17 protein-coding genes are annotated in these 23,033 nt (G+C 32.9%); 9 read left to right on the forward strand and 8 right to left on the reverse strand.

Annotation, left to right across the window (positions count from 1 at the left end; all coding sequences use genetic code 11):
* Positions 1–3 precede the first annotated feature (3 nt).
* From P2W75_RS08450 to P2W75_RS08465, 4 genes are all read left to right on the forward strand, one after another.
* On the forward strand, positions 4–537 hold the full coding sequence (locus P2W75_RS08450) for a DUF6155 family protein (RefSeq protein ID WP_276380025.1): 534 nt from the start codon (positions 4–6) through the stop codon (positions 535–537).
* Positions 538–646: 109 nt separating this feature from the next.
* Positions 647–2,185 (forward strand): DEAD/DEAH box helicase, encoded by a 1,539-nt coding sequence (locus tag P2W75_RS08455; RefSeq protein WP_207296284.1) that lies wholly within the window; start codon positions 647–649, stop codon positions 2,183–2,185.
* A gap of 151 nt (positions 2,186–2,336) precedes the next feature.
* The gene (locus P2W75_RS08460) at positions 2,337–3,671 is read left to right on the forward strand and encodes a DEAD/DEAH box helicase (protein ID WP_276380026.1); all 1,335 of its coding nucleotides are present in this window, start codon (positions 2,337–2,339) and stop codon (positions 3,669–3,671) included.
* 80 nt (positions 3,672–3,751) lie between these two features.
* On the forward strand, positions 3,752–5,020 hold the full coding sequence (locus P2W75_RS08465) for an NAD(P)/FAD-dependent oxidoreductase (RefSeq protein ID WP_276380027.1): 1,269 nt from the start codon (positions 3,752–3,754) through the stop codon (positions 5,018–5,020).
* Between the two features lie 119 nt (positions 5,021–5,139).
* Here the strand turns inward: P2W75_RS08465 and P2W75_RS08470 are convergent, their stop codons facing one another.
* On the reverse strand, positions 5,140–6,369 hold the full coding sequence (locus P2W75_RS08470; RefSeq protein WP_276380028.1) for a multidrug effflux MFS transporter: 1,230 nt from the start codon (positions 6,367–6,369) through the stop codon (positions 5,140–5,142).
* 117 nt (positions 6,370–6,486) lie between these two features.
* Here P2W75_RS08470 and P2W75_RS08475 point away from each other — a divergent pair, with 117 nt between their 5' ends.
* From P2W75_RS08475 to P2W75_RS08490, 4 genes are all read left to right on the forward strand, one after another.
* Positions 6,487–6,906 (forward strand): hypothetical protein, encoded by a 420-nt coding sequence (locus P2W75_RS08475; protein WP_207296288.1) that lies wholly within the window; start codon positions 6,487–6,489, stop codon positions 6,904–6,906.
* Between the two features lie 254 nt (positions 6,907–7,160).
* Complete coding sequence (locus P2W75_RS08480; protein WP_276380029.1) at positions 7,161–7,544, forward strand: hypothetical protein; 384 nt, start codon at positions 7,161–7,163, stop codon at positions 7,542–7,544.
* 369 nt (positions 7,545–7,913) lie between these two features.
* Entirely contained in the window at positions 7,914–9,827 is a 1,914-nt protein-coding gene (locus P2W75_RS08485; protein WP_207296291.1) for a DUF294 nucleotidyltransferase-like domain-containing protein, read from the forward strand.
* Positions 9,828–9,829: 2 nt separating this feature from the next.
* Positions 9,830–10,426, forward strand: coding sequence for a 3'-5' exonuclease (locus P2W75_RS08490; RefSeq protein ID WP_207296292.1), 597 nt, complete (start codon positions 9,830–9,832; stop codon positions 10,424–10,426).
* A 104-nt stretch (positions 10,427–10,530) separates the two neighbouring features.
* On the opposite strand, the gene acs is transcribed toward P2W75_RS08490, so the two are convergent.
* The 7 genes from acs to P2W75_RS08525 all read right to left on the reverse strand — a co-directional run bounded on the left by acs (position 10,531) and on the right by P2W75_RS08525 (position 21,259).
* A complete protein-coding gene (acs, locus tag P2W75_RS08495; RefSeq protein ID WP_207296293.1) occupies positions 10,531–12,441 on the reverse strand; it encodes an acetate--CoA ligase in 1,911 nt (636 codons plus the stop codon).
* Between the two features lie 501 nt (positions 12,442–12,942).
* The gene (gene ilvC / locus P2W75_RS08500; protein WP_207296294.1) at positions 12,943–14,412 is read right to left on the reverse strand and encodes a ketol-acid reductoisomerase; all 1,470 of its coding nucleotides are present in this window, start codon (positions 14,410–14,412) and stop codon (positions 12,943–12,945) included.
* An 85-nt stretch (positions 14,413–14,497) separates the two neighbouring features.
* Complete coding sequence (gene ilvN / locus P2W75_RS08505; protein WP_207296295.1) at positions 14,498–15,019, reverse strand: acetolactate synthase small subunit; 522 nt, start codon at positions 15,017–15,019, stop codon at positions 14,498–14,500.
* An 82-nt stretch (positions 15,020–15,101) separates the two neighbouring features.
* Entirely contained in the window at positions 15,102–16,790 is a 1,689-nt protein-coding gene (gene ilvB, locus P2W75_RS08510) for a biosynthetic-type acetolactate synthase large subunit (protein WP_276380030.1), read from the reverse strand.
* A gap of 152 nt (positions 16,791–16,942) precedes the next feature.
* Positions 16,943–18,616 carry a dihydroxy-acid dehydratase gene (ilvD, locus tag P2W75_RS08515; RefSeq protein WP_207296297.1) on the reverse strand — a complete coding sequence of 558 codons (1,674 nt, stop codon included), beginning with the start codon at positions 18,614–18,616 and terminating at the stop codon, positions 16,943–16,945.
* 271 nt (positions 18,617–18,887) lie between these two features.
* On the reverse strand, positions 18,888–20,006 hold the full coding sequence (gene leuB / locus P2W75_RS08520) for a 3-isopropylmalate dehydrogenase (RefSeq protein WP_207296298.1): 1,119 nt from the start codon (positions 20,004–20,006) through the stop codon (positions 18,888–18,890).
* A 77-nt stretch (positions 20,007–20,083) separates the two neighbouring features.
* Complete coding sequence (locus tag P2W75_RS08525) at positions 20,084–21,259, reverse strand: 2-isopropylmalate synthase (RefSeq protein ID WP_276380031.1); 1,176 nt, start codon at positions 21,257–21,259, stop codon at positions 20,084–20,086.
* Between the two features lie 155 nt (positions 21,260–21,414).
* Between P2W75_RS08525 and P2W75_RS08530 the strand changes: the two genes are divergently transcribed.
* Positions 21,415–22,959, forward strand: a complete 1,545-nt coding sequence (locus P2W75_RS08530; RefSeq protein ID WP_207296300.1) for a hypothetical protein — start codon at positions 21,415–21,417, stop codon at positions 22,957–22,959.
* The last annotated feature ends 74 nt before the right edge of the window (positions 22,960–23,033 follow it).

Raw genomic sequence — 23,033 nt, forward strand, 5'->3', positions numbered from 1 at the left:
ATAATGAGCAAACGCGATTTAAAAAAATATTTAACGGCACTAACCAAGGAACAGCTTGAAGAACAGCTGGTAGAATTGTATGAAAAATTTAGTCCTGTAAAAGTGTATTATGATTTCGTTTTTAATCCGAAAGAAGACAAATTACTTCAGGAAGCAAAAGTGAAAATCTCACACGAATATTTTCCGGTAAAAAAACCGAATGCAAGGTGGCGCCCGAAAGCTAAAATGCGACGATCTGTTGCTCAAAAAATCATCAAACATTTCATTTCTTTAGGTGTTGACTCGTTTATTATTGCCGATTTGATGCTTTATAATATCGAAATTGCACAAACCTATTCCTCAAATAATTTTATTAAACAAGAATTGTTTTACAAAAGTATATTCAATTCATTCGAACAAGCCGTAAATTTTTTAATTTCCAGCGGAATTTTTCATGAATTTAAACCAAGAGTTCAGGCAATTTACCAAGAGACTTTGCAGCAAAAATGGAAAAACAGGTATGATTTTGAAGCAATTCTAGATAAAACAGAGATTTAAAAACACTTCCTATAAAAAATCTTAGTTTAAAAAAAACATTTATTTTAGGTTAAAATAAGATGAATAACTGTTTTTTAGATGTATTTTTGCAAAAATCCAAAAATAAACAATGTCTCAAAACACTTTAGAAATAGAAAGAGAAGATAGGAAAGAACTGTATGCCTACCAAAAAGGTGATATTGATGCTATTTTCGATCGCTTAGACAATGCTCCCCCAAAGCATCATTTGTTGTATCAGTTACCTACTGGAGGTGGTAAAACAGTAATTTTCTCAGAAATTGTGCGTCGTTATTTATCTAATAATGACAAAAAAGTGGTGGTTTTAACACACCGTATCGAGCTTTGCAAACAAACCTCAAAAATGTTGAAAGGCTTTGGCGTTTCAAACAAAATCATCAACAGTAAGGTAAAAGAATTACCAGATCAGAATGATTATTCCTGTTTCGTAGCTATGGTTGAAACTCTAAAAAACCGTATCAACGACGAAAAATTACACCTAGACAATATTGGTTTAGTAATTATCGATGAGGCGCATTATAACTCATTCCGAAAATTATTAAACTCATTTAAAAATGCATTCATATTAGGTGTAACCGCTACGCCTTTGAGTTCAAATATAAAATTACCAATGCACCAAAGTTATGACGAGCTTATCGTAGGTGACACTATTGGTTCATTGATTGACAAAGGTTTCCTTGCTAGAGCAACAACTTATAGCTACGATGTAGGTTTGACTTCATTAAAAGTGGGTATCAATGGTGATTATACGGTAAAATCATCAGATGATTTGTATACCAATTCATTGATGCAGGAAAAACTACTTCATGCATACACAGAACGTTCTTTGGGTAAAAAGACTTTGATTTTCAATAATGGTATCCATACTTCATTATATGTATATGATACTTTTAGAGAGGCTGGTTACGATATCAGACACCTTGATAATACAAGCAGTTCTGAAGAACGTAAAGATATTTTACAATGGTTTAAGAAAACTCCAGATGCGATTTTAACTTCAGTTGGAATTTTAACAACTGGTTTTGATGAACCTACTGTAGAAACTATCATTTTAAACAGAGCCACTAAATCATTAACACTATATTTCCAGATGATTGGGCGTGGATCTCGTAAATTACCTGGTAAAGACGAGTTTACAGTTATTGACTTAGGAAATAATGCCGCTCGTTTTGGTTTATGGAGCGATCCGGTAAACTGGCAGCACATCTTTAAGTCTCCTGAGTTTTATCTTGAAAATCTTAGAGATGATACTGAAATCGAAATGTATTTCAAATACAGCATGCCGCCAGAATTACGAGCAAAATTCAGTAAAACTGCCGATGTTACCTTTGATGTCGATGAAGAACATAAATTGGCCATCAAACAAAATCTGCGTTCTAAAATTGTTTTAGACAAATCATTGGAACAACACGCTGCAATGTGCGTAGATAATACGGAATTACTGCCAGAAGCAAAAGCACTTTCAAAAGAACTAGAAGATGATATTGAAGATCGTATTAAACGTTTTGCAAAATGCTTAAGCCAATGCAGTAAAAACTATCGTGAATGGCTTTTGGATGATTACAAGCAGAGATTGACCTTATTAATAGGTAAAAAATACCGCGAAAAAATCATGAACGAACCAGATTGATAAATTCCAGTTTATAAAGAAAATTATATGATCTTTGTCAAAGCTTTAAACTTTGACAAAGATTTTTATTTTAACGTCATCATAAAAAAATCATTTAATTCTTGAGCAATCTGTAATATATCTAAAATCAGAACTCTAAAATCTAAAATACATGTCTAAACCATTCTCAACATTAGGAATTTCAGAACCAATTTTAAAAGCATTAAGCGAATTAAATATTGTTGAACCCACAGAAATTCAACAGAAAACAATTCCGCTTTTATTGTCTGAAAATCATGATTTGGTGGGATTAGCCAAAACTGGAACTGGAAAAACAGCAGCATTTGGACTTCCATTATTGCAATTGGTAAATACTGAATTACCTGTTGTTCAGGCTGTGATTTTAGTACCCACAAGAGAACTTGGACATCAGATTTTTAGAAATTTAGAAGATTTTTCGAAGTATATTCCAAATATATCAATCGCATCTACCTGTGGTGGAATCCCAATTAAACCTCAAATTGAACGTCTTACAGCACCAACACATATTATTGTGGCAACTCCAGGTCGTTTAATTGATTTAATTCAAAGAAAAGCAGTTGATTTAAGTCAGACACAATATCTAGTTTTAGATGAAGCCGATGAAATGGTTTCAATTTTAAAGGAAAGTCTTGACGAAATCATCGCAGAACTTCCTAAAAAGCACCGCACTTTATTATTTTCTGCCACTTTACCTGGAACAATCAAACAACTGATTCAGAATTATTTGCATAAAAATGTTGTTCAGATTAGTGCCAATATGGAAATTATTGGAAACCAAGGAATTGATCATAAATATATTGTCGTTGATCCGATTGAAAAATTAGATGTTTTAATGCATTTTTTAAATTCGCGTGATGGAGAACGAGGCATTATTTTCTGCAAAACGAAAGCTGCTGTCAATAAATTGGCCAAAAATCTAGCCATAAACCGATTCTCGTCGGGAGCTCTTCATGGAAGCTTGACGCAAGGAATCCGTGATCGAATTATGGAACAATTCCGCGAAGGACACATCAATATATTAGTGGCTACCGATTTGGCGGCGAGAGGAATTGATGTTAAAGAAATTTCATATGTTGTCAATTATCATCTTCCAGATGCTTACGAGACTTATGTACACCGAAGCGGAAGAACGGCAAGAGCTGGAGCAAAAGGACTTTCATTAACTGTTTTGCAGGAAGAAGAAGTTTTTGAAATAGCTGATTTCGAAAGAGAATTAGGGCTTACATTTTCAAAATTCGAAAAACCTTCTGCCTTAAGTATTGAAGAAAATAATACCCTTTTATGGGCCAAACAGATTTTTAAAACAAAACCAAATCACGATATTTCATCGGAATTAAAAACGAAGGTAAAAACTGTTTTTCATCATCTTACAAAAGACGAGCTGATTGAAAAATTGTTAGCTAATTATGTCTTACAAAACAAGATAGAAATAACCGAAAAACCTGTTAAAAAATTTAAAAAGTAACAAAGATGACTTTTGTCATTGCATATTAAAGTTGTATATTTATAAGGAATTATTTTATAATCCTTCCAAATACAACATATATGAAAATAGTCATAATAGGAGGCGGTTTCGCAGGAATAAATCTAGCAAAAGAGCTTGTAAACCAGCCTCAGATACAAGTAACACTTGTTGACAAAAACAATTATAATTTTTTTCCACCACTTATATATCAAGTTGCAACGGCTTTTTTAGAGCCTTCAAGCATCAGTTATCCCTATAGAAAGTTCTTTGCAGGCAAAAAGAATCTTCAGTTTCGTTTAGGCGAATTACAATCTGTTGTTCCTACTGAAAATAAGATCATTTTAAACAACGGTGAGTTAACTTACGATTATCTGGTATTTGCCACAGGAGCAGAAACCAGTTATTTTGGTATGGAAAACGTAAAGAAAAACGCTATTCCGATGAAAACCTTAAATGATGCCATCGAAATGCGTAATACACTACTCAAAAACCTTGAAAAAGCTGCGATCTGCAAAGATATGCGTAAACGTCGTAAACTATTAACGATTGTAGTTGCCGGAGGAGGACCAACAGGAGTGGAGGTTTCAGGAATGTTTGCTGAAATGAGAAAAAATATTCTCCTAAAAGAATATCCTGAATTAGACACATCTGCTAGCAATGTATATTTAGTAGACGGCGGCGATGCACTTTTGGCACCAATGAGCAAAGAATCACAAAAAGATACTTTAGAAGCATTAACTAAACTTGGTGTTGTAGTAAAACTAAATACGAAAGTAGTTGATTATGTAGATGACACAGTATTCTTTGAAAGTGGAGAAACAATCAAAACCAAAAACTTAATTTGGGCTGCGGGAGTTTCTGCTAAAATTTTTGAAGGAATTCCGCAGGAAAGCTACGGCCGCGGAAGACGTATGGCAACCGATCAATACAATAAAGTAAACGGATTAGAAAATGTTTACGCTATTGGTGATACAGCTATTTTAGCCGGAGATAAAAATTTCCCTGACGGACATCCGCAAGTTGCACAGGTTGCGATTCAACAAGGATTAAATCTAGCGAAAAACTTTAAAGCTATGGTTAAAAATCAAGCTTTAAAACCATTTACATACAATGATAAAGGTTCTATGGCAATTATTGGAAAAGCCAAAGCCGTGGTAGATTTACCAAGTCCGAAATGGCATTTTAAAGGATTCTTTGCCTGGATTATCTGGTTGTTTATCCACTTAATTTCATTAATCACGTATAGAAACAGATTAAATACTTTCTGGAACTGGATGGTAGCGTATTTTGCAAGAGACCAGTCTCTTAGAATGATTATTAGACCTGATAAAAGATCTCAGGAAAAGTAAAAATTTCAATATTTAAATTCCAAATTCCAAGTGATTGAGATAATATTAAAAATCCAGAATCAAAGATTCTGGATTTTTTATTGGAATTTGGAATTTCAAAAATTGGAATTTACATTCATTTAATGCGCAACTATATTATCATCATCAGCAGATATTTCCACTTTATTTTTGATAAATTTCTTTCCGATATTTAAAACTATAAAAGCGATAATTGTTGTAACGGTCATAATCAAAACCATTGGCGCTACAGAATCTTTTACAAAAATTCCAACAGCAAACGAAGCCAAAGATCCTAAACCTAATTGAATAGCACCCATTAAAGCCGAAGCGCTTCCGGCATTTTTCGCAAATGGTGCCATAGTAAGTCCAGCAGTATTTGGATTTGAAATTCCTAGACAACCTAAGAATACAAAAAGTACTGCAATAGTTTCATACAATCCTAAAAGGTTGTTTAATGAAAGTACAAGGAAAACAATACTTACTACAGATTGCAGAATTAATGCTCCAAAAATCATTTGCTCACTCGTAAATTTCTTCAATAAAACCGAATTTAACTGGCTCGAACCAATAAAACTAACTGACATAAAAGCGAAAATCCATCCATATGTTTTAGCATCAACATGGTAAATATCCATAAAAATAATAGGAGAGGCCGCTACATATGTAAATAATCCCGAAAAAGCGATTGCTCCCGTAAACGCATACGTGTAAAATTGTGGTTCTTTAAGAACTTTTAAAAAGTTTGAAATAATGGGTTTTGGTTTTAAAGATATTGAAGTATCTGGTTTGTAACTATTTGGCAGACCAATTTGAGAAGCTAATAAAATAGCAATTCCCATGCACATCAAAATAAAAAATACAGTATGCCAACCATAATCTTCAGTAACATAGCCGCCAATTGTAGGCGCCAGCATCGGCGAAAGCCCAAGAACAAGCATTAAAAGTGAAAATACTTTCGGAATATCATTTACAAGAAATAAATCACGAACCATGGCAACAGAAGCAACCGTTGCAGCACAACTTCCGATAGCTTGAATAAATCTTAAAAGTATAAAATAATCAATATTAGTTACATACACACAACCAAGCGAAGCTAAAATATAAACCGCAAGACCAATAAACAAAGGCTTTTTACGGCCAAAACGATCTAAAAGCGGACCATAAAGCAATTGTCCTGCAGAAATCCCAATAAAATAGCTTGACAAACTCATCGAAACTTTGGCTACAGAAGTGTGTAAATCTTTAGCAATATCCGAAAAACCAGGCAGATACATATCGATCGAAAAAGGACCAAGGGCGGTTAAAGAACCTAAAATAAGGATAAGCTTAATATATTTTTTTGTTGTCATTTTCTTAAAAAAGCACTTTAAATTTTCTGCAAAGGTAAAGATTTCATATCTTGTTATAGTATTTAATGCATTTAATAACTAAAACAAAACATTATTAATCTCAAAAAATTAAAAATTATGAAGAAGTATATTTTGTTATTATCGATCATTTTCACGTCGGTTTCATTCGCTCAGACAGTTACATCAAAAAAAGAAGATGTCACAGTTGAACAGTACGAATTACTAAAAAAAGTCAACCAATATTATCCGGATATCACTTTGAACAAATCCATAACCAATTTTTATGTTGACGGTAAAATTATTGATTCGCAACAAGAATTTGATTTAACTGGAACAAAGTTCACAAGTTATAAATTAGGAATTGAGCCTGATAATAAAAAACTCCTGTTCGAATATGTTTCTGATGAAACTGGAAAAATTTATGGAGATGTTTCGCTTTTTAAAGGAAATGTACTGCGAACAACTTTCAACGATAAAACAAATCAAATTGAAGTTTCGCTTAACGGAAAATCCGTTTATTTGAAAAAATTAAAATAATTTTTCAAATACGAGAAATTTAAAGCATCACATATACGTGATGCTTTTTTTATGGATGCGTATAAATCCGTTATTTGAAAAATTTTAAATTTATTTTTCAAATACGCAAAATTTAAAAAACAAAAACCTCTTAGTGAAAATTCAATATTTAGGAAAAAATTAAATTAATTTTCAAATACGAGAAATTTGAAGCATCTCTATGCAGAAGGATTTTTTACCATATATTTGAATTATAATTTCTGCACATAATATTTATGAAAAAAATTGCCTTAGTATTAATTCTCATAAGCTTTCAATCATATTCGCAAATTAATAAGTTTACCGGCAAATGGGGTTCACAAAAATGCAAAGATTGTAAAAAGGAATATTTTTTTACGATTACAATCGCACAGTCAAATTATATGATTTCTGGAACTGCAGAAGTTACAAGCGAACATAAAGAATTAAATTCTGGAGTTTTGGATGTTACCGGATATGTGTATCCATTAGGCGACAGAGCTCAAATAAAACTTATTGAAAAAGACGGATCAAGTTTTGGCGCATTATTAATTGTCGAAGATGATAAGATCCAATTTACGGCACGAGGCAACGGCTACGTGGTACCGAAAGAAGTAATATTCAAGAAATTATATGAATAAACGTTTACTTTTGACGTAAAACATTTTGAACTATAATTTATATTATGTAAAATAGAAAATTATAGAAACTCCTGCATAATCTGCAATCACTATATCCGTTCTTATATGAATATTGAATTCTAAAATATTCTTAATTTATAAATTGAGAAATTAGAAACTACTCTCATTCTAAATGATTCAAATAAAAAAATACCTAATTATAAATCAAATAATTATGTAACTTTAATACATCAAAAAGCTTTTCAAAGCCTTGAATCTAGTAAATCTTAACATTTCTTTAAAATATTCAGATTCTGGTACAGATGCTTTCATTGTAAGACTTTATTTTATTATTTTTACATTCGATACTTTAAAAAAATTATCAACTATATGAATACTATTGCTGAGCATATTGCAGATTTTTTAAAAGAATACCCGCCATTTGATAATTTAACTTTTCAGGAATTATCAGATATCGCTACCAACATTCGTGTTATCAATTTAGAAAAACATGCAGTATTGTTTCAAAATAACGATCCGCTTCATGACAGCTTTTATGTAGTTGCATCTGGTGTTATTAATTTAACTACCATTGCCGATGCTGAAGAAACTATTATAAATAAATGTCACGAAGGCGATATTTTTGGTCTGCGACCTTTTTTTGCTAAAAATAATTATATGATGACGGCAAAAGCACGTGAAGAAAGCATTATTTATGCTATTCCAATCGCTGTTTTTAGACCTTTTGTGGCTAATAATTCTGATGTTTTAAACTTTTTACTGGAAAGTTTTGCTATGAATTCAAGACACACTAAAGACAATGCACGTTCTCACAGTAAGTTAGATCCTGAAAATGGCTTTATTGACCAACAGTCTGAAATACAATACATTCAGTCTCTTACTTATAATAATTCGCCGCTGACAACAGAATCTCATCATATTGTAAAAGATGTTGCTTTGTTAATGACTGATTCTATGGTCGATAACATTGTGGTTTGCGAAAAAAATCATCCTATTGGTATTGTTACCAATGCTGATCTTTCTTCTAAAATCGCAACGGGACGCTATCCTATTACAGAAACTATTGACAAAATCATGTCTTCGCCTGTTGTAACAGTTATTGAAAACGTTTCTTTGGCCGAAGCTCAGCTTCTTATGCTTAAATACAATGTTTCGCACTTATGCGTTACAAAAGACGGTACCAATAAATCTGCTGTAAAAGGAATAATTTCCGAGCACGATCTTATTGTTGCTCAAGCTAGTAACCCAGGTGTATTAATTAAAGAAATTAAGCGTTCGCAGTTACCAAAAGATTTAAAACAAATTCGTGATCGTTTATCAGATTTGATTCAAAATTCGATTCAGAAAAATATACCTATTTCACATGTTAGTAATATTGCCAGCGAGATAAACTTAGCGATTATTAAACGTGCTGTTGAGTTATCAATTTTAGATTTAGGCTCACCTCCTGCTCGTTTTGCATGGTTAAGCATTGGAAGTCAAGGTCGTAAAGAACAATTATTACTAACGGATCAGGATAGTATTTTAGTTTTTGAAGATGTGGCTCCTGAAAAATATCGTGAAGTAAAAGATTATTTTTTAAGATTAGCAAAAAGAACGACAGCTATTCTTGAAAAAGTAGGTTACGAATACTGCCCTAATGGACATATGGGAAGCAATATGCTTTGGTGTAAATCATTGAGCGACTGGACAAAACAGTACAACAGCTGGATGAATACTCCAGGTGAAAACAGTAATGATTTGAGCAGCATTTTCTTTGATTATGAGATTGTAATTGGAGAACCAAAAATCGAAGAAGTTATTGAAAATGTGGTTTTCAAAAATGCGGTTAACAATACGCTATTCTTTGACTTTTTAGGAAACGATGCTTTGAAAAGAAATTCTCCTTTGAGTTTTTTCAAAAAATTCATTGTTGAAGAAGAAGGTCCGCATAAAGATAAGTTTGATATCAAAACCCGTGCTCTGATGCCATTAATTGACAGTGCACGTTTATTAATATTAAGTGCTAATATCAAAGGAATCAAAAATACTTATTTAAGATTCAAACAATTAGCTATTACGGATTCTAAAAATGCAGAAATATACTTGAGCTGTGCCGAAGCATTTTTAACTCTTTCAAAATTTAGGACAGTTGAAGGTTTAAAAAATGATGATTCCGGACAATATATCAATTTAAGAGAAATGTCTAAAACAGACAAAGAGAAGTTAAAAAGCGCTTTAGCCCCGATGAAAGACCTTGAGGAATTAATAAAGAGTAAATTTCAACTTACACAATTCTCGTAAATATGCTAGACTGGATTAAAAACATAAACAAGGATCATCCAGAGTTCTGGAAAGAGTACTTATCGAAATTTGAAGCAAAGCCAAACAAATTTGTGGTTTTAAGCACTGAAACATCTGGCTTAAACCCAAATAAAGATGTTATTCTATCTTTAGGTGCTTTTTCGGTCATTGATAATGGTATTGTGATTAAGGAAAATTTTGAAGCTGTACTTCTTCAATATAAATTCCTTGAAGATCACGGACTTTCAAATGAGTTCATTATTGAAAGCAAAATGACCAAAATGCCAGAACCTGAAGCAATTGAAGCTTTTATCAATTTTATTGGCAATGCAGTTCTTGTTGGCCATCATATTAATTTTGATATTGAAATGCTGAACGCTGCTCTCGAAAGATTAGATTGCGGCCGAATTAAAAATGAAGCTCTCGACATTGATGTCATGTACCGAAAATTAACCGACATTAATGACAAGCAGTTTTCATTAAACGATTTATGTGAAATTTATAAAATTCCAAAAAGCGATAGGAATTCTTCTGCGGAAGATGCTTATAAAATTGGATTATTATTTTTAAAATTAAAATCTCGTTTAGGAATTAAATAAATCAAAAAAATTAAAAGTTTAAAAGTCTAAATTCCAATAAAATAATTAGATATAAAAAAAGCCTCTTTAATAGAGGCTCTTTTTTTGCTTTTTATATTTCAAAATTAAGAAATTCTGTCCTTACTAATTTCTTCCACAATTTCTGGGTTCAATAATGTTGTGGTATCACCAAAATTTGAAAAATCTCCTTCAGCAATTTTACGCAAAATTCTACGCATAATTTTTCCTGAACGTGTTTTTGGTAAACCAGAAACAAATTGGATTTTATCTAATTTAGCGATTGGGCCAATGTGATCCGCAATGTACTGATTGATCTCTTTTGATAAATTTTCTTTATTTCTAACTTCTCCAGTTTCTTTTAGAATTACATAACCATATAAAGCATTTCCTTTAATGTCATGCGGGAATCCAACAATTGCAGATTCTGCCACAGCTGGATGCTCGTTGATTGCATCTTCAATTGGCGCTGTTCCTAAGTTATGACCAGAAACAATTACCACGTCATCTACTCTACCTGTAATTCTGTAATACCCAACTTCGTCTCTTAGCGCTCCGTCACCTGTAAAGTATTTTCCAGGGAAAGCAGAGAAATATGTTTCTTTGTAACGCTCGTGGTTATTCCAGATTGTTCTTGCGATTCCCGGCCACGGAAATTTAATACATAAACTTCCAACTACTTGATTTCCTTCAATTTCATTGCGTTTTTCATCCATTAAAACGGGTTGAATTCCTGGTAATGGTAATGTCGCATAAGTTGGTTTTGTTGGCGTTACAAATGCAATTGGCGAAATCATGATTCCACCTGTTTCTGTCTGCCACCAAGTATCCACAACCGGACATCTCTTATCTCCAACGTGGTCATTGAACCAGTGCCAAGCTTCTTCGTTGATTGGCTCTCCAACAGATCCAATAACTTTAAGTGATTTTAGAGGATATTTTTGAATATAATCTAAACTTTCTTTTGCTAATGAACGGATAGCCGTTGGCGCTGTATAAAATTGTGTGATTTTATGTTTTTCGATAATATCCCAAAAACGGCTGAAATCTGGATAAGATGGAACTCCTTCAAAAATTACGGTTGTTCCTCCATTTAATAATGGTCCGTATAAAATATAAGAGTGACCAGTAATCCATCCAATATCAGCAGTACACCAGAAAATATCATTTTCTTCGTGGCTGAAAACATTTTTAAAAGTATAAGCTGTGTAAACCATATATCCAGCAGTAGTATGAACCATACCTTTTGGTTTACCTGTTGATCCTGAAGTATATAAAATAAACAAAGGATCTTCAGCATCCATAATTTCAGCAACACTATTATCAAGAGCAGCATCTAATAAAGGCTGTAACCAAATGTCACGTCCTTCTCTCATGGCAACTTCGGTTTTTGTTCTTTTTACCACTAAAACTTTAGAAACAGATGGACAAGTTTCTAGAGCTTCATCAACAATTCCTTTTAGGTCTATTGTTTTGTTTCCTCTATAACCTCCATCAGATGTAATTACCATTTTACATTCGCAGTCAATAATTCTTGCAGACAATGCCGAAGCAGAAAATCCTGCAAATACTACTGAGTGAATGGCTCCAATTCTAGCACAAGCCAATACAGCAACTGCTAATTCAGGAATCATTGGCAAATAAATACATACACGGTCTCCTTTACGAATTCCCTGCTCACGTAATACGTTTGCCATTTTAGAAACTCTTTCGTAAAGTTCGTTGTATGTTATATGTAAAGCTTCTTCAGAAGGTTCATTCGGTTCAAAAATAATAGCCGTTTTGTCTCCTCTTTTGCTTAAATGTCTATCGATACAATTTTTGGTAATGTTAACTTTTGCGTCTGTAAACCATTTTACTTCAGCATCGGCCATATTAAAATCAACAACTTTTTCCCACTGTTGATACCAAGTAAAATTTTCTTCAGCAATTTTTCCCCAAAATTTTCTTGGCTCTCTTATTGACTTATTGTAATGTTTAAAATATTGTTCTAAATTTTCTATTTTATAATAACTCATAGTTTTGTGGAATTTTTTTATAAATGTATTAAATCTGCTTCTATTCTTAAAATTATTTAATTCATAAATTTTGAATAAAAAAAACATATAATAAATAAAATATACGTTTTTTTTAAAGTTATTCTAAAAAAACATGTTTTTAGAAAAAATCTAAATCACAAAAAAGGTATGACAAAGAAATTATCATACCTTTTAATTTAACAAATTTCAATAACAATTAATTTTGTAATTCTGCATTACAATACTTTACCTATTTTGAAAATAGCAGCATCATTATTAATTAAAATAGAAATTTCAACAAAGTATATTTTCAATTAAAATATACCCCTTTTTAGGGACTAGCTTCACTTAACTTGCTAAGTCTCACTTGAAGTTAAGTGAACGCATATGCATCTATATCTATTTTTCTTAATAAGTGCTTACTAATTCAAAATATTAATTTAAAACATTGATACAGAGCAACTCCACTACAATCAAATGAGTGGAAATTCCCAAATTTATTTATCCAATTTTTTTCATTGCTGTCATAGACTCTCTTAACCAAGCTCCTACTTCTTCAATAGGATGCTGGCGGATTTCTTTGTTAACAGCAATTAATACCGTATTATCTACTCCATTAGAAGTTGAAAATGGTTTACCAATAATATTAGTTTCTACTTTTTTCATGAATTCAGTCAATAATGGCTTACAAGCATGATCAAATAAGTAACATCCGTATTCAGCTGTATCAGAAATTACACGGTTCATTTCGAATAATTTCTTTCTAGCGATAGTATTGGCAATTAATGGCAATTCGTGTAATGATTCATAATAAGCTGATTCTTCGATAATTCCAGCTTCTGTCATTGTTTCAAAAGCTAATTCAACACCAGCTTTAACCATAGCAATCATTAAAACTCCATTGTCAAAATATTCTTGCTCAGAGATTGGTGCTTCTTGTGGAGCTGTTTTCTCAAAGTTAGTTTCTCCTGTAGCTGCTCTCCATTTCAATAAGTTAACATCATCATTGGCCCAGTCAATCATCATAGTTCTAGAGAATTCGCCAGAAATGATATCGTCTTGGTGTTTTTGGAATAACGGACGCATGATATCTTTTAATTCTTCAGCCAATTCGTAAGCCTCAATTTTTGAAGGATTGTTCAAACGATCCATCATATTTGTGATACCTCCATGTTTCAATGCTTCAGTAATAGTCTCCCATCCGTATTGAATTAATTTAGAAGCGTATGCAGGATCAATTCCTTTTTCAACCATTTTATCGAAACATAAAATAGAACCCGTTTGAAGAAGACCACAAAGAATAGTCTGCTCACCCATTAAGTCTGATTTTACTTCAGCTACGAAAGATGATCTTAAAACTCCTGCTCTATGTCCTCCAGTTGCTACAGCATAAGCTTTTGCTTGATCTAAACCAAAACCGTTTGGATCGTTTTCTGGGTGAACTGCAATAAGTGTTGGCACACCAAATCCTCTTTTATATTCTTCACGTACTTCAGAACCTGGACATTTAGGAGCACACATAATAACAGTAATGTCTTTACGAATCTGCATTCCTTCTTCAACAATATTAAAACCGTGAGAGTAAGCCAAAGTTGAATTTTGTTTCATTAAAGGCATAATAGCAGTAACTACAGCAGTGTGTTGTTTGTCTGGAGTTAAGTTGCAAACTAAATCAGCTGTTGGAATCAACTCTTCATAAGTACCTACTTTAAATCCGTTTTCAGTTGCATTTTTATATGAAGCTCTCTTTTCAGCAATTGCATCTGCACGCAATGCGTAAGAAATGTCTAAACCAGAATCTCTCATGTTTAAACCTTGATTCAAACCTTGTGCACCACAACCAACAATAACAACTTTTTTTCCTGCTAATGCTGCAATTCCGTCTGCAAACTCTGACTGCTCCATAAATTCGCAAACTCCAAGTTGCTCTAATTGTAATCTAAGTGGTAATGTGTTGAAATAATTTGCCATTTTGTTTTAAAATATTAATGAAATGAAATTTAATAATTAATTGTATATAAATGATTGCGATATCGTTATATCACATTTTATTTTTTTATTTGAAGGTTTCTAACAATGATGAAATCTGCATCTTTTCTTTAGAAACTGAAATTCTTCCCGAACGCACAAACTGCATAATTCCATATGGTTTGAATTTATCATAAAGTTCTTCAATTTCTGAACGTCTTCCTGATTTTGAAATCACAAAGAAATCTCTTGAAACTGTTACAATCGTAGACTGGCTTTCTTTGATGATATTTTGAATTTGTTTTTCATCAAATAACAAACTTGAGGCGATTTTGAACAATGCATTTTCAAGATAAATAGTTTCTTCATCTGTATGATAAAATGCTTTTATAACTTCAATTTGTTTTTCAATTTGTCCTACAATATTCTGAACCCATTTCTCTGTGGTATTCACTACGATGATAAATCTTGAAACATTCTCTATTTCTGATTCAGAAACATTTAGACTTAATATATTAATGTGGCGCTTTAAGAATATTCCTGATATCCTGTTTAACAAACCCACGTTATTCTCTGAGTATACCGATATGGTAAATGTTTTATCTTCCATTTTTTCTTTTAGTTTTATTTGTTTCAAGCCTAAGGTTCCAAGTAAAACTTGTAACGAGAAACTTGAAACATGAAACTTCTCCTTAACTTAATCTAATTTCTGACACACAAGCTCCTGTTGGAATCATTGGGAAAACGTTGTTTTCTTTTTCGACAACCACTTCTAAGAAATAAGAATCTTTTGAGGCTAGCATTTCTGCAACAGCAGCGTCAAGATCTTCTCTTTGTGTCACTTTTTTAGATTTGATATGATATCCTTCAGCAATTGCAATGAAATTTGGATTAATCATTCTAGTTGAAGCATATCTATTATCAAAGAATAATTCCTGCCATTGGCGAACCATTCCTAAGAATTCATTATTTAAAACCACAATTTTAACTGGAATTTCAGTTTGGAAAATAGTTCCCAATTCCTGAATAGTCATTTGAAAACCTCCATCACCAATAATAGCCACTACTTCACGCTCTGGTTTTCCCATTTTAGCTCCAATTGCAGCTGGAAGAGCAAATCCCATAGTTCCTAAACCACCTGAAGTAATGTTACTTTTAGTTGAATTGAATTTAGCGTAACGGCAAGCAAACATTTGATGCTGACCCACATCAGAAACAATAATTGCGTCTCCTTTTGAGTGTTTATTGATCATTTCAATAGTTTCTCCCATTGAAATTCCTTTGCCATTGGTTGGATTTAATTCTTCTTTTATTACAGAATCAAATTCGATTTTACTTAATTCTTTAAATTCATTATGCCAAGCATCGTGAGATTTTGCCTCAAGAAGCGGCAATAAAGCAGCTAAAGATTCTTTAACATCACCCAAAACAGCGATTTCGGTTTTTACATTTTTATCAATTTCAGCTGGATCAATTTCAAAGTGAATGACTTTTGCTTGTTTGGCATATGTATTTAAATTTCCGGTAACGCGATCATCAAAACGCATCCCAAAAGCAATTAAAACGTCACATTGGTTTGTTAATAAATTAGGAGCATAGTTTCCGTGCATTCCTAACATTCCAACATTTAAAGGATGATCGGTTGGTAGTGCAGATAATCCTAAAATTGTCCAAGCGGCAGGAATTCCTGATTTTTCAATCACGGCTTTGAATTCTGATTCAGCCTGACCTAAAATAATTCCCTGACCAAAAACAATAAGTGGTTTTTTGGCACTGTTTATTAAAGCGGCTGCTTCAGCAACTTTGTCTAATTTTAATTTTGGAACTGGAACATAACTTCTAATTCCTGTACATTTTTCATAACTAAAATCAAACTCATCAAACTGAGCATTTTTAGTAATATCGACCAATACTGGCCCTGGACGTCCTGAACGCGCAATGTAAAATGCTTTTGCCATTATTTCAGGAATTTGAGAAGCTTCAGTTACTTGAAAATTCCATTTTGTAACGGGAGTTGAAATTCCAATAATATCTGTTTCCTGAAATGCATCAGAACCTAATAAATGTCTTCCAACCTGTCCTGTAATACAAACTAACGGAGTTGAATCGATCTGGGCATCTGCGATTCCAGTCACTAAATTAGTTGCTCCCGGTCCTGAAGTAGCAATTGCCACTCCTACCTTTCCTGTAGCTCTGGCATACCCCTGAGCCGCATGAGTTGCACCTTGTTCATGACGTACTAAAACATGGTGTAATTGATCTTGAAATTTATATAATTCATCGTAAACTGGCATTATAGCTCCTCCCGGATATCCATAAATTAAATCTACTCCTTCTTCTAACAAACATCTTATAACGGCTTCTGCCCCTGATATTCTCATAGTATATTGTTTTTATCAATTTCAATGGCAATGTCAAAAATCAATATCAAATCCAAGTTTTAAACTGACTTTTGATATTTATTTTTTATTGCGATTGAATTTTGTCATTGACATTGTTGTTGAAATTGATTTTTGATATTGTTATTTTAAAATTAATTATCGGTAACGCAGCCTGTAGAAGCACTTGACACCGATCTAGCGTATTTAAGTAAAACCCCTCTGTCAACTTTTAATGGCGGCTGAACCCAAGCCGCTTTTCTAGCTGCAAATTCTTCATCAGATATCTTCAGGTCGATTGTATTTTTCACCGCATCGATAGCAATTATATCTCCATCTTTTACTAGTGCAATACCACCACCGTCATATGCTTCTGGTGTTACGTGTCCTACCACGAATCCGTGTGAACCTCCCGAGAATCTACCGTCTGTGATAAGAGCACAGGTGCTTCCTAATCCTGCTCCAATAATGGCAGATGTAGGTTTAAGCATTTCAGGCATTCCCGGACCACCTTTTGGTCCACAACCTCTGATGACGACTACATTACCTGGTTTAATTTTTCCGGCCTGAAGACCTGGAATTACTTCAAATTCACCTTCAAATACCACCGCTGGGCCTTCGAAATATTCTCCTTCTTTACCGCTGATTTTTGCTACAGCTCCTTCAGAAGCAAGGTTTCCGTATAAAACTTGAATGTTTCCTGTAGGTTTTAATGCTTTTTGGATTTCATGAATTACTTCTTGTCCGTCTTGTAAATCTGGAGTTGAAGCTAAGTTTTCAGCAACTGTTTTTCCTGTTACAGTTAAACAATCTCCGTGAATAAGCCCGACTTTCAATAAATATTTCATGACACCTGGAATTCCACCAACTTCATGAATATCTTCCATCATGTATTTACCACTTGGTTTCATATCAGCTAAAACAGGAGTTCTGTCGTTAATAGCTTGAAAATCATCCAAAGTAATAGTAATTCCAACAGAATGTGCCATTGCAATTAAGTGCATAACCGCATTTGTAGAACCTCCTAAAACTGCTACAATAGTAATCGCATTTTCGAAAGCTTTGCGAGTCATGATGTCTCTTGGCTTAATATCTTTTTCTAATAATATTTTGATTGCTTTTCCTGCTTCCAGACATTCGTCTCTTTTTTCTTGGCTTAAAGCAGGATTCGAAGAGCTGTATGGTAAGCTCATTCCTAATGCTTCAATTGCAGAAGACATTGTGTTTGCAGTATACATACCACCACAAGCACCGGCACCCGGACAAGCATTTTGGATAACGCCTTTAAAATCTTCTGGAGTAATTTCGCCTTTTACTTTTTTTCCTAAAGCTTCAAAAGCTGATACAATATTCAGGGATTCTCCTTTCCATTTTCCTGAGTGGATTGAACCTCCGTAAACCATCATTGATGGACGGTTTAATCTTCCCATTGCGATTAATGCGCCTGGCATATTTTTATCGCAGCCCGGAATTGCAATTAAACTATCATACCATTGCGCTCCCACAACAGTTTCAATAGAATCTGCAATTACATCTCTAGAAACCAGAGAATAACGCATTCCTTCTGTACCGTTTGAAATTCCGTCACTTACACCAATAGTATTAAAAATAAGTCCGACCAGACCAGCATCCCAAACACCTTTCTTCACATCTTTTGCTAAATCATTTAAGTGCATGTTGCAAGTATTACCGTCATAACCCATGCTGACAATACCAACTTGTGCTTTTTTCAAATCTTCTTCAGTTAAACCAATTCCGTACAACATTGCTTGCGCCGCAGGCTGTGTTTGATCTTGAGTGATGGTTTTGCTGTACTTATTTAATTCCATTATTGCTTTGTTTTTTACTTTATTTTTATTCAAAAAAAAACCTTCCAGTATTTGGAAGGTTTATAATATAGTTTTTCAATTATATTTATACCATTCCCGCTGCAGATGTGCTAAACACATTGACAACAACGACAGAAATAATAATAATTGAGATTTGCATTTCCTTATTTTTTTAGTGTTACAAAAGTACAAAAACTTTAAGAACTAAAAAAATAAAATCTCAACATTTTCAATACTTCTTGTTATTTAATCTATTATTTTAATAAAAAATCTAAACAATTGTTGATTGACCAATCGAAACATTGTCATTATTAAAATATAGTAAGTCATCTTTGCTGAAAATGAAATTGGAAACAAACTCCCCTACTTCATTTGTGCCGAATTTTGAATCCGGTTTTAAATCAACAGTAACTACTTCGTATTCAATTGCTTTTTCTATCGCTTTATGGATCATTTCAGCTTCTGTAAATAATCCAAAATGTTCCAGCAGCATGGCCGCTGACAAAATAGAAGCAATTGGGTTGGCAATATTTTTTCCTTTTGCCTGAGGATAGGATCCGTGTATTGGTTCGAAAAGTGCATTTTTTTCTCCTAAAGAGGCAGAAGCTAATAAACCAATTGAACCTGTAATTACACTGGCTTCATCTGATAAAATATCTCCAAATAAATTTTCAGTCAAAATAACATCAAATTGTTTTGGGTTTAAAATCAGCTGCATTGCAGCGTTATCTACAAACAAAAAGTCTAAGATTACATCTGGATAACTTTCGCCCACTTTCTGAACTACTTTTCTCCACAATCTAGAAGTTTCCAAAACATTAGCTTTGTCCACCATAGTCAACTTCTTGCGTCGGTTTTGTGCTGATTTAAAAGCCAAATGTGCGATTCTAGTAATTTCCTCTTCTGAATATTCACATAAATCCGAAGCATGAGTACCTTCTTCATTTAATGTTTTTGCTCCAAAATATGCTCCACCAGTTAATTCTCTGAAAATAGTAAAATCAGCACCTTCGATAATCTCTCTTTTTAAAGGAGAAGCACTCACTAAGGCTTTATAAGGTTTAATTGGGCGAATATTTGCAAACAAACCTAATTCTTTACGCAGTTTTAATAATCCTTGCTCCGGACGAACTTTTGCATTTGGATTATTATCATATTTAGGATCACCAATGGCTCCAAATAAAACAGCATCAGTATTCAAACAAAGATTTAAAGTCTGCTCCGGGAGTGGATTTCCAGTTTTGTCTATGGCAATCGCACCCATGAGTGCTTCTTCAAAAACAAATTCATGATTATACACTTCACCAATAGCATATAATGCTTTTTTGGCTTGTGCAATAACTTCTGGTCCAATTCCGTCTCCTGGTAAAACTGCTATTTTCAAATTCATAACGTCTCGTTCTTTATGTATTTAAATCTTTGTTTCTATTCTATTTTCTTTATTCTTTCTTCTATTCTCTGCTATAACTAGCTTCTAATTAATTCCCCTTCAATTTTAGAAGCTTCTATAATTTGATGAATATCTGCATCTACTACTTCTTTTTTAATATCGGCAAATTTCAAGAACTCAATGTAAACAATGTCTAATTGTGTTTTTGTAAGCTCGTAACCTACTTTTTTAGCTCGGTAAGCTAATGCCGCTCTTCCGCTTCTAGCAGTTAAAATGATAGAAGATTCGTTTACACCAACGTCAAGCGGATCCATGATTTCGTAAGTAGCTCTGTTTTTAATAACACCATCTTGATGAATTCCAGAACTGTGTGCAAAAGCATTTGCTCCTACGATTGCTTTATTTGGCTGCACAATCATTCCCATACTTTCAGAAACTAAACGGCTCATTTCATTTAATTCTCTTGTATTGATGTTTGTGTCTAAATTTAAGTAAGGGTGTTGTTTGAAAATCATTACCACTTCTTCAAGAGCTGTATTTCCTGCTCTTTCTCCAATACCATTAATAGTACATTCAATTTGTCTTGCACCATTAATAGCTCCTGCAATTGAGTTTGCAGTTGCCATTCCTAAATCGTTATGACAGTGGCACGAAAGGATTACGTTTTCGATTCCTTTTACGTTTTCTTTTAAGTATTTAATTTTCGCTCCGTATTCTTCAGGAAGACAATATCCTGTTGTGTCAGGAATATTTAATACAGTTGCTCCAGATTTGATAACTTCTTCACAAACTTTTGCCAAGAACGCATTGTCTGTTCTACCGGCATCTTCTGCGTAGAATTCAACATCTTCTACATACGATTTTGCATGTGCTACAGCATATTTTGCTCTTGCAATAATATCTTCAGGCGTAGTATTTAATTTGTGGAGTATGTGAGATTCAGAAGTTCCGATTCCGGTATGGATTCTAGGTTTCTTAGCATGCTTTAAAGCAGCTGCTGCAACATCAATGTCATTTTTAACGGCTCTAGTTAGTCCGCAGACAGTGGCATTTTCTACAATTTTACAAATCTCAGAGACCGATAAAAAATCGCCCGGACTTGACACAGGAAAACCAGCTTCGATAATATCAACTCCCATTTTGTCTAGTCGTTCTGCAATTACTAATTTTTGCTTAGTATCTAACTTACATCCTGGAACTTGTTCACCGTCGCGTAATGTGGTGTCAAAAATTTGAACTTTCTCTCTATTCATATTCATTTATTTAATGTAATTTCACATCTTGATAACAAATATATATTGTACTTCCTCAGTACGAAATTCATTTTAATGAAATTATACTGTTCATAAAACAATTTATACAGTGTTAAATATTTAATAATCAATACGTTATATTATTATTTTTTACAATGGCTAACCATCAAAAAGATTTCTTATTTGTTCTTATAAAATCACTTTCGAAATCTGAAAAAAGACAGTTTAAAATTTTTGCAAGCCGATTAGAGACGAGTTCGAATACAAAATTCATTGAATTGTTCAACATTTTAGATAGATCTGAAACCTATGATGAAAAACTAATCCTGAAAAGCGGAAGTATTAAAAAAGTACAGCTATCGAACTTAAAATCATACTTATACAAGCAGATATTAGTGAGTATTCGTCTGAATATTCCCAGCCAGAATATTCGTTATCAATTACGGGAACAGATAGATTTTGCTGTTATCCTATATAATAAAGGTTTATACAAACAGAGTTTAAAGATTCTGGACAAGACAAAACAACAGGCTTTGGAAAACGACGAAAAATACATGGCGTATGAAATTGTTGAATTCGAAAAGTTAATAGAATCGCAGTATATTACCCGAAGTATTCAAGGAAGAGCCGATGAATTGGTTGTTCAGGCCAAAGAATTGAATTACCGTAACACTATATCGAGTAAATTATCGAATTTGTCGCTGCAGCTTTACGGAATCATGCTGAAGACTGGTTATGTAAAAAGCGATGAAGAATATAAATATATCGATGATTACTTTAATAAGCATATTTCCAAATTAGACGAAAGTAAATTTGGTTTTAGAGAGAAGTACTGGTTTTACAATGCTAATCTTTGGCGAAGTTTTCTGGTTCAGGACTTTTTAGCAAGTTACAAGTTTGCTTATAAATGGGTGCGTCTTTTTTATGATAATCCAAATATGATTTATCTAAATCCGGTATTCTTTTTAAAGGGAAATCATTATTTTTTGGAGTCATTATATATGTTAAAGTATAAATCAAACTTTAAAAAATACCTTTCACTTTTAGAAGAAACCATTCAAGACGATAAATTTCCTGTAAACGATAATATTGCATCGTTGTCATTTTTATATGTATACAACAACAAATTAAACCTGCATATTTTAGAAGGAACATTTGAAGAAAGTGAATATTTAATTCCTGAAATTCTCGAGAAATTAAAAGTTCACAGCGAACATTTGGATGAACATCACGAAATGTTGTTTTTCTATAAAATTGCTTCTATTTATTTTGGGAATGAAAAATACAATGAATGCATCAATTATTTAGATAAAATCATTAACAACAAGAACTTAACAATGCGTGAGGATTTAATGTGTTTTGCGAGATTATTATCGCTTATTGCACATTATGAATTAGGAAAAGATTATTATTTAGAAAATCATCTTAAAAACACATATAAGTTCTTATTGAAAATGAACGACTTACACGAAGTTCAAAAAGAAATCATCAAGTTTTTAAGAAATTTAAATAATTTTTATCCTGCCGATATCAAAAAGGAATTCAAAAAAATGCATACGCGTTTTGTAGAACTCGAAAAGAACACTTACGAAAAAAGAGCTTTTTTATATCTAGATATTATTTCATGGCTGGAAAGTAAAATTGAAAACCGAAAAATTTCTGATATCATTAAAGAGAAGGCGAAATTAAACAACAGATAAGTTTTTTAAATCCCAATAAAAAAATCCCAAATTCCATTTTCTTGGAGCTTGGGATTTTTTATTTTTAATTCCTC

Source organism: Flavobacterium sp. H4147, assembly GCF_029360735.1.
GTDB lineage: Bacteria > Bacteroidota > Bacteroidia > Flavobacteriales > Flavobacteriaceae > Flavobacterium > Flavobacterium endoglycinae.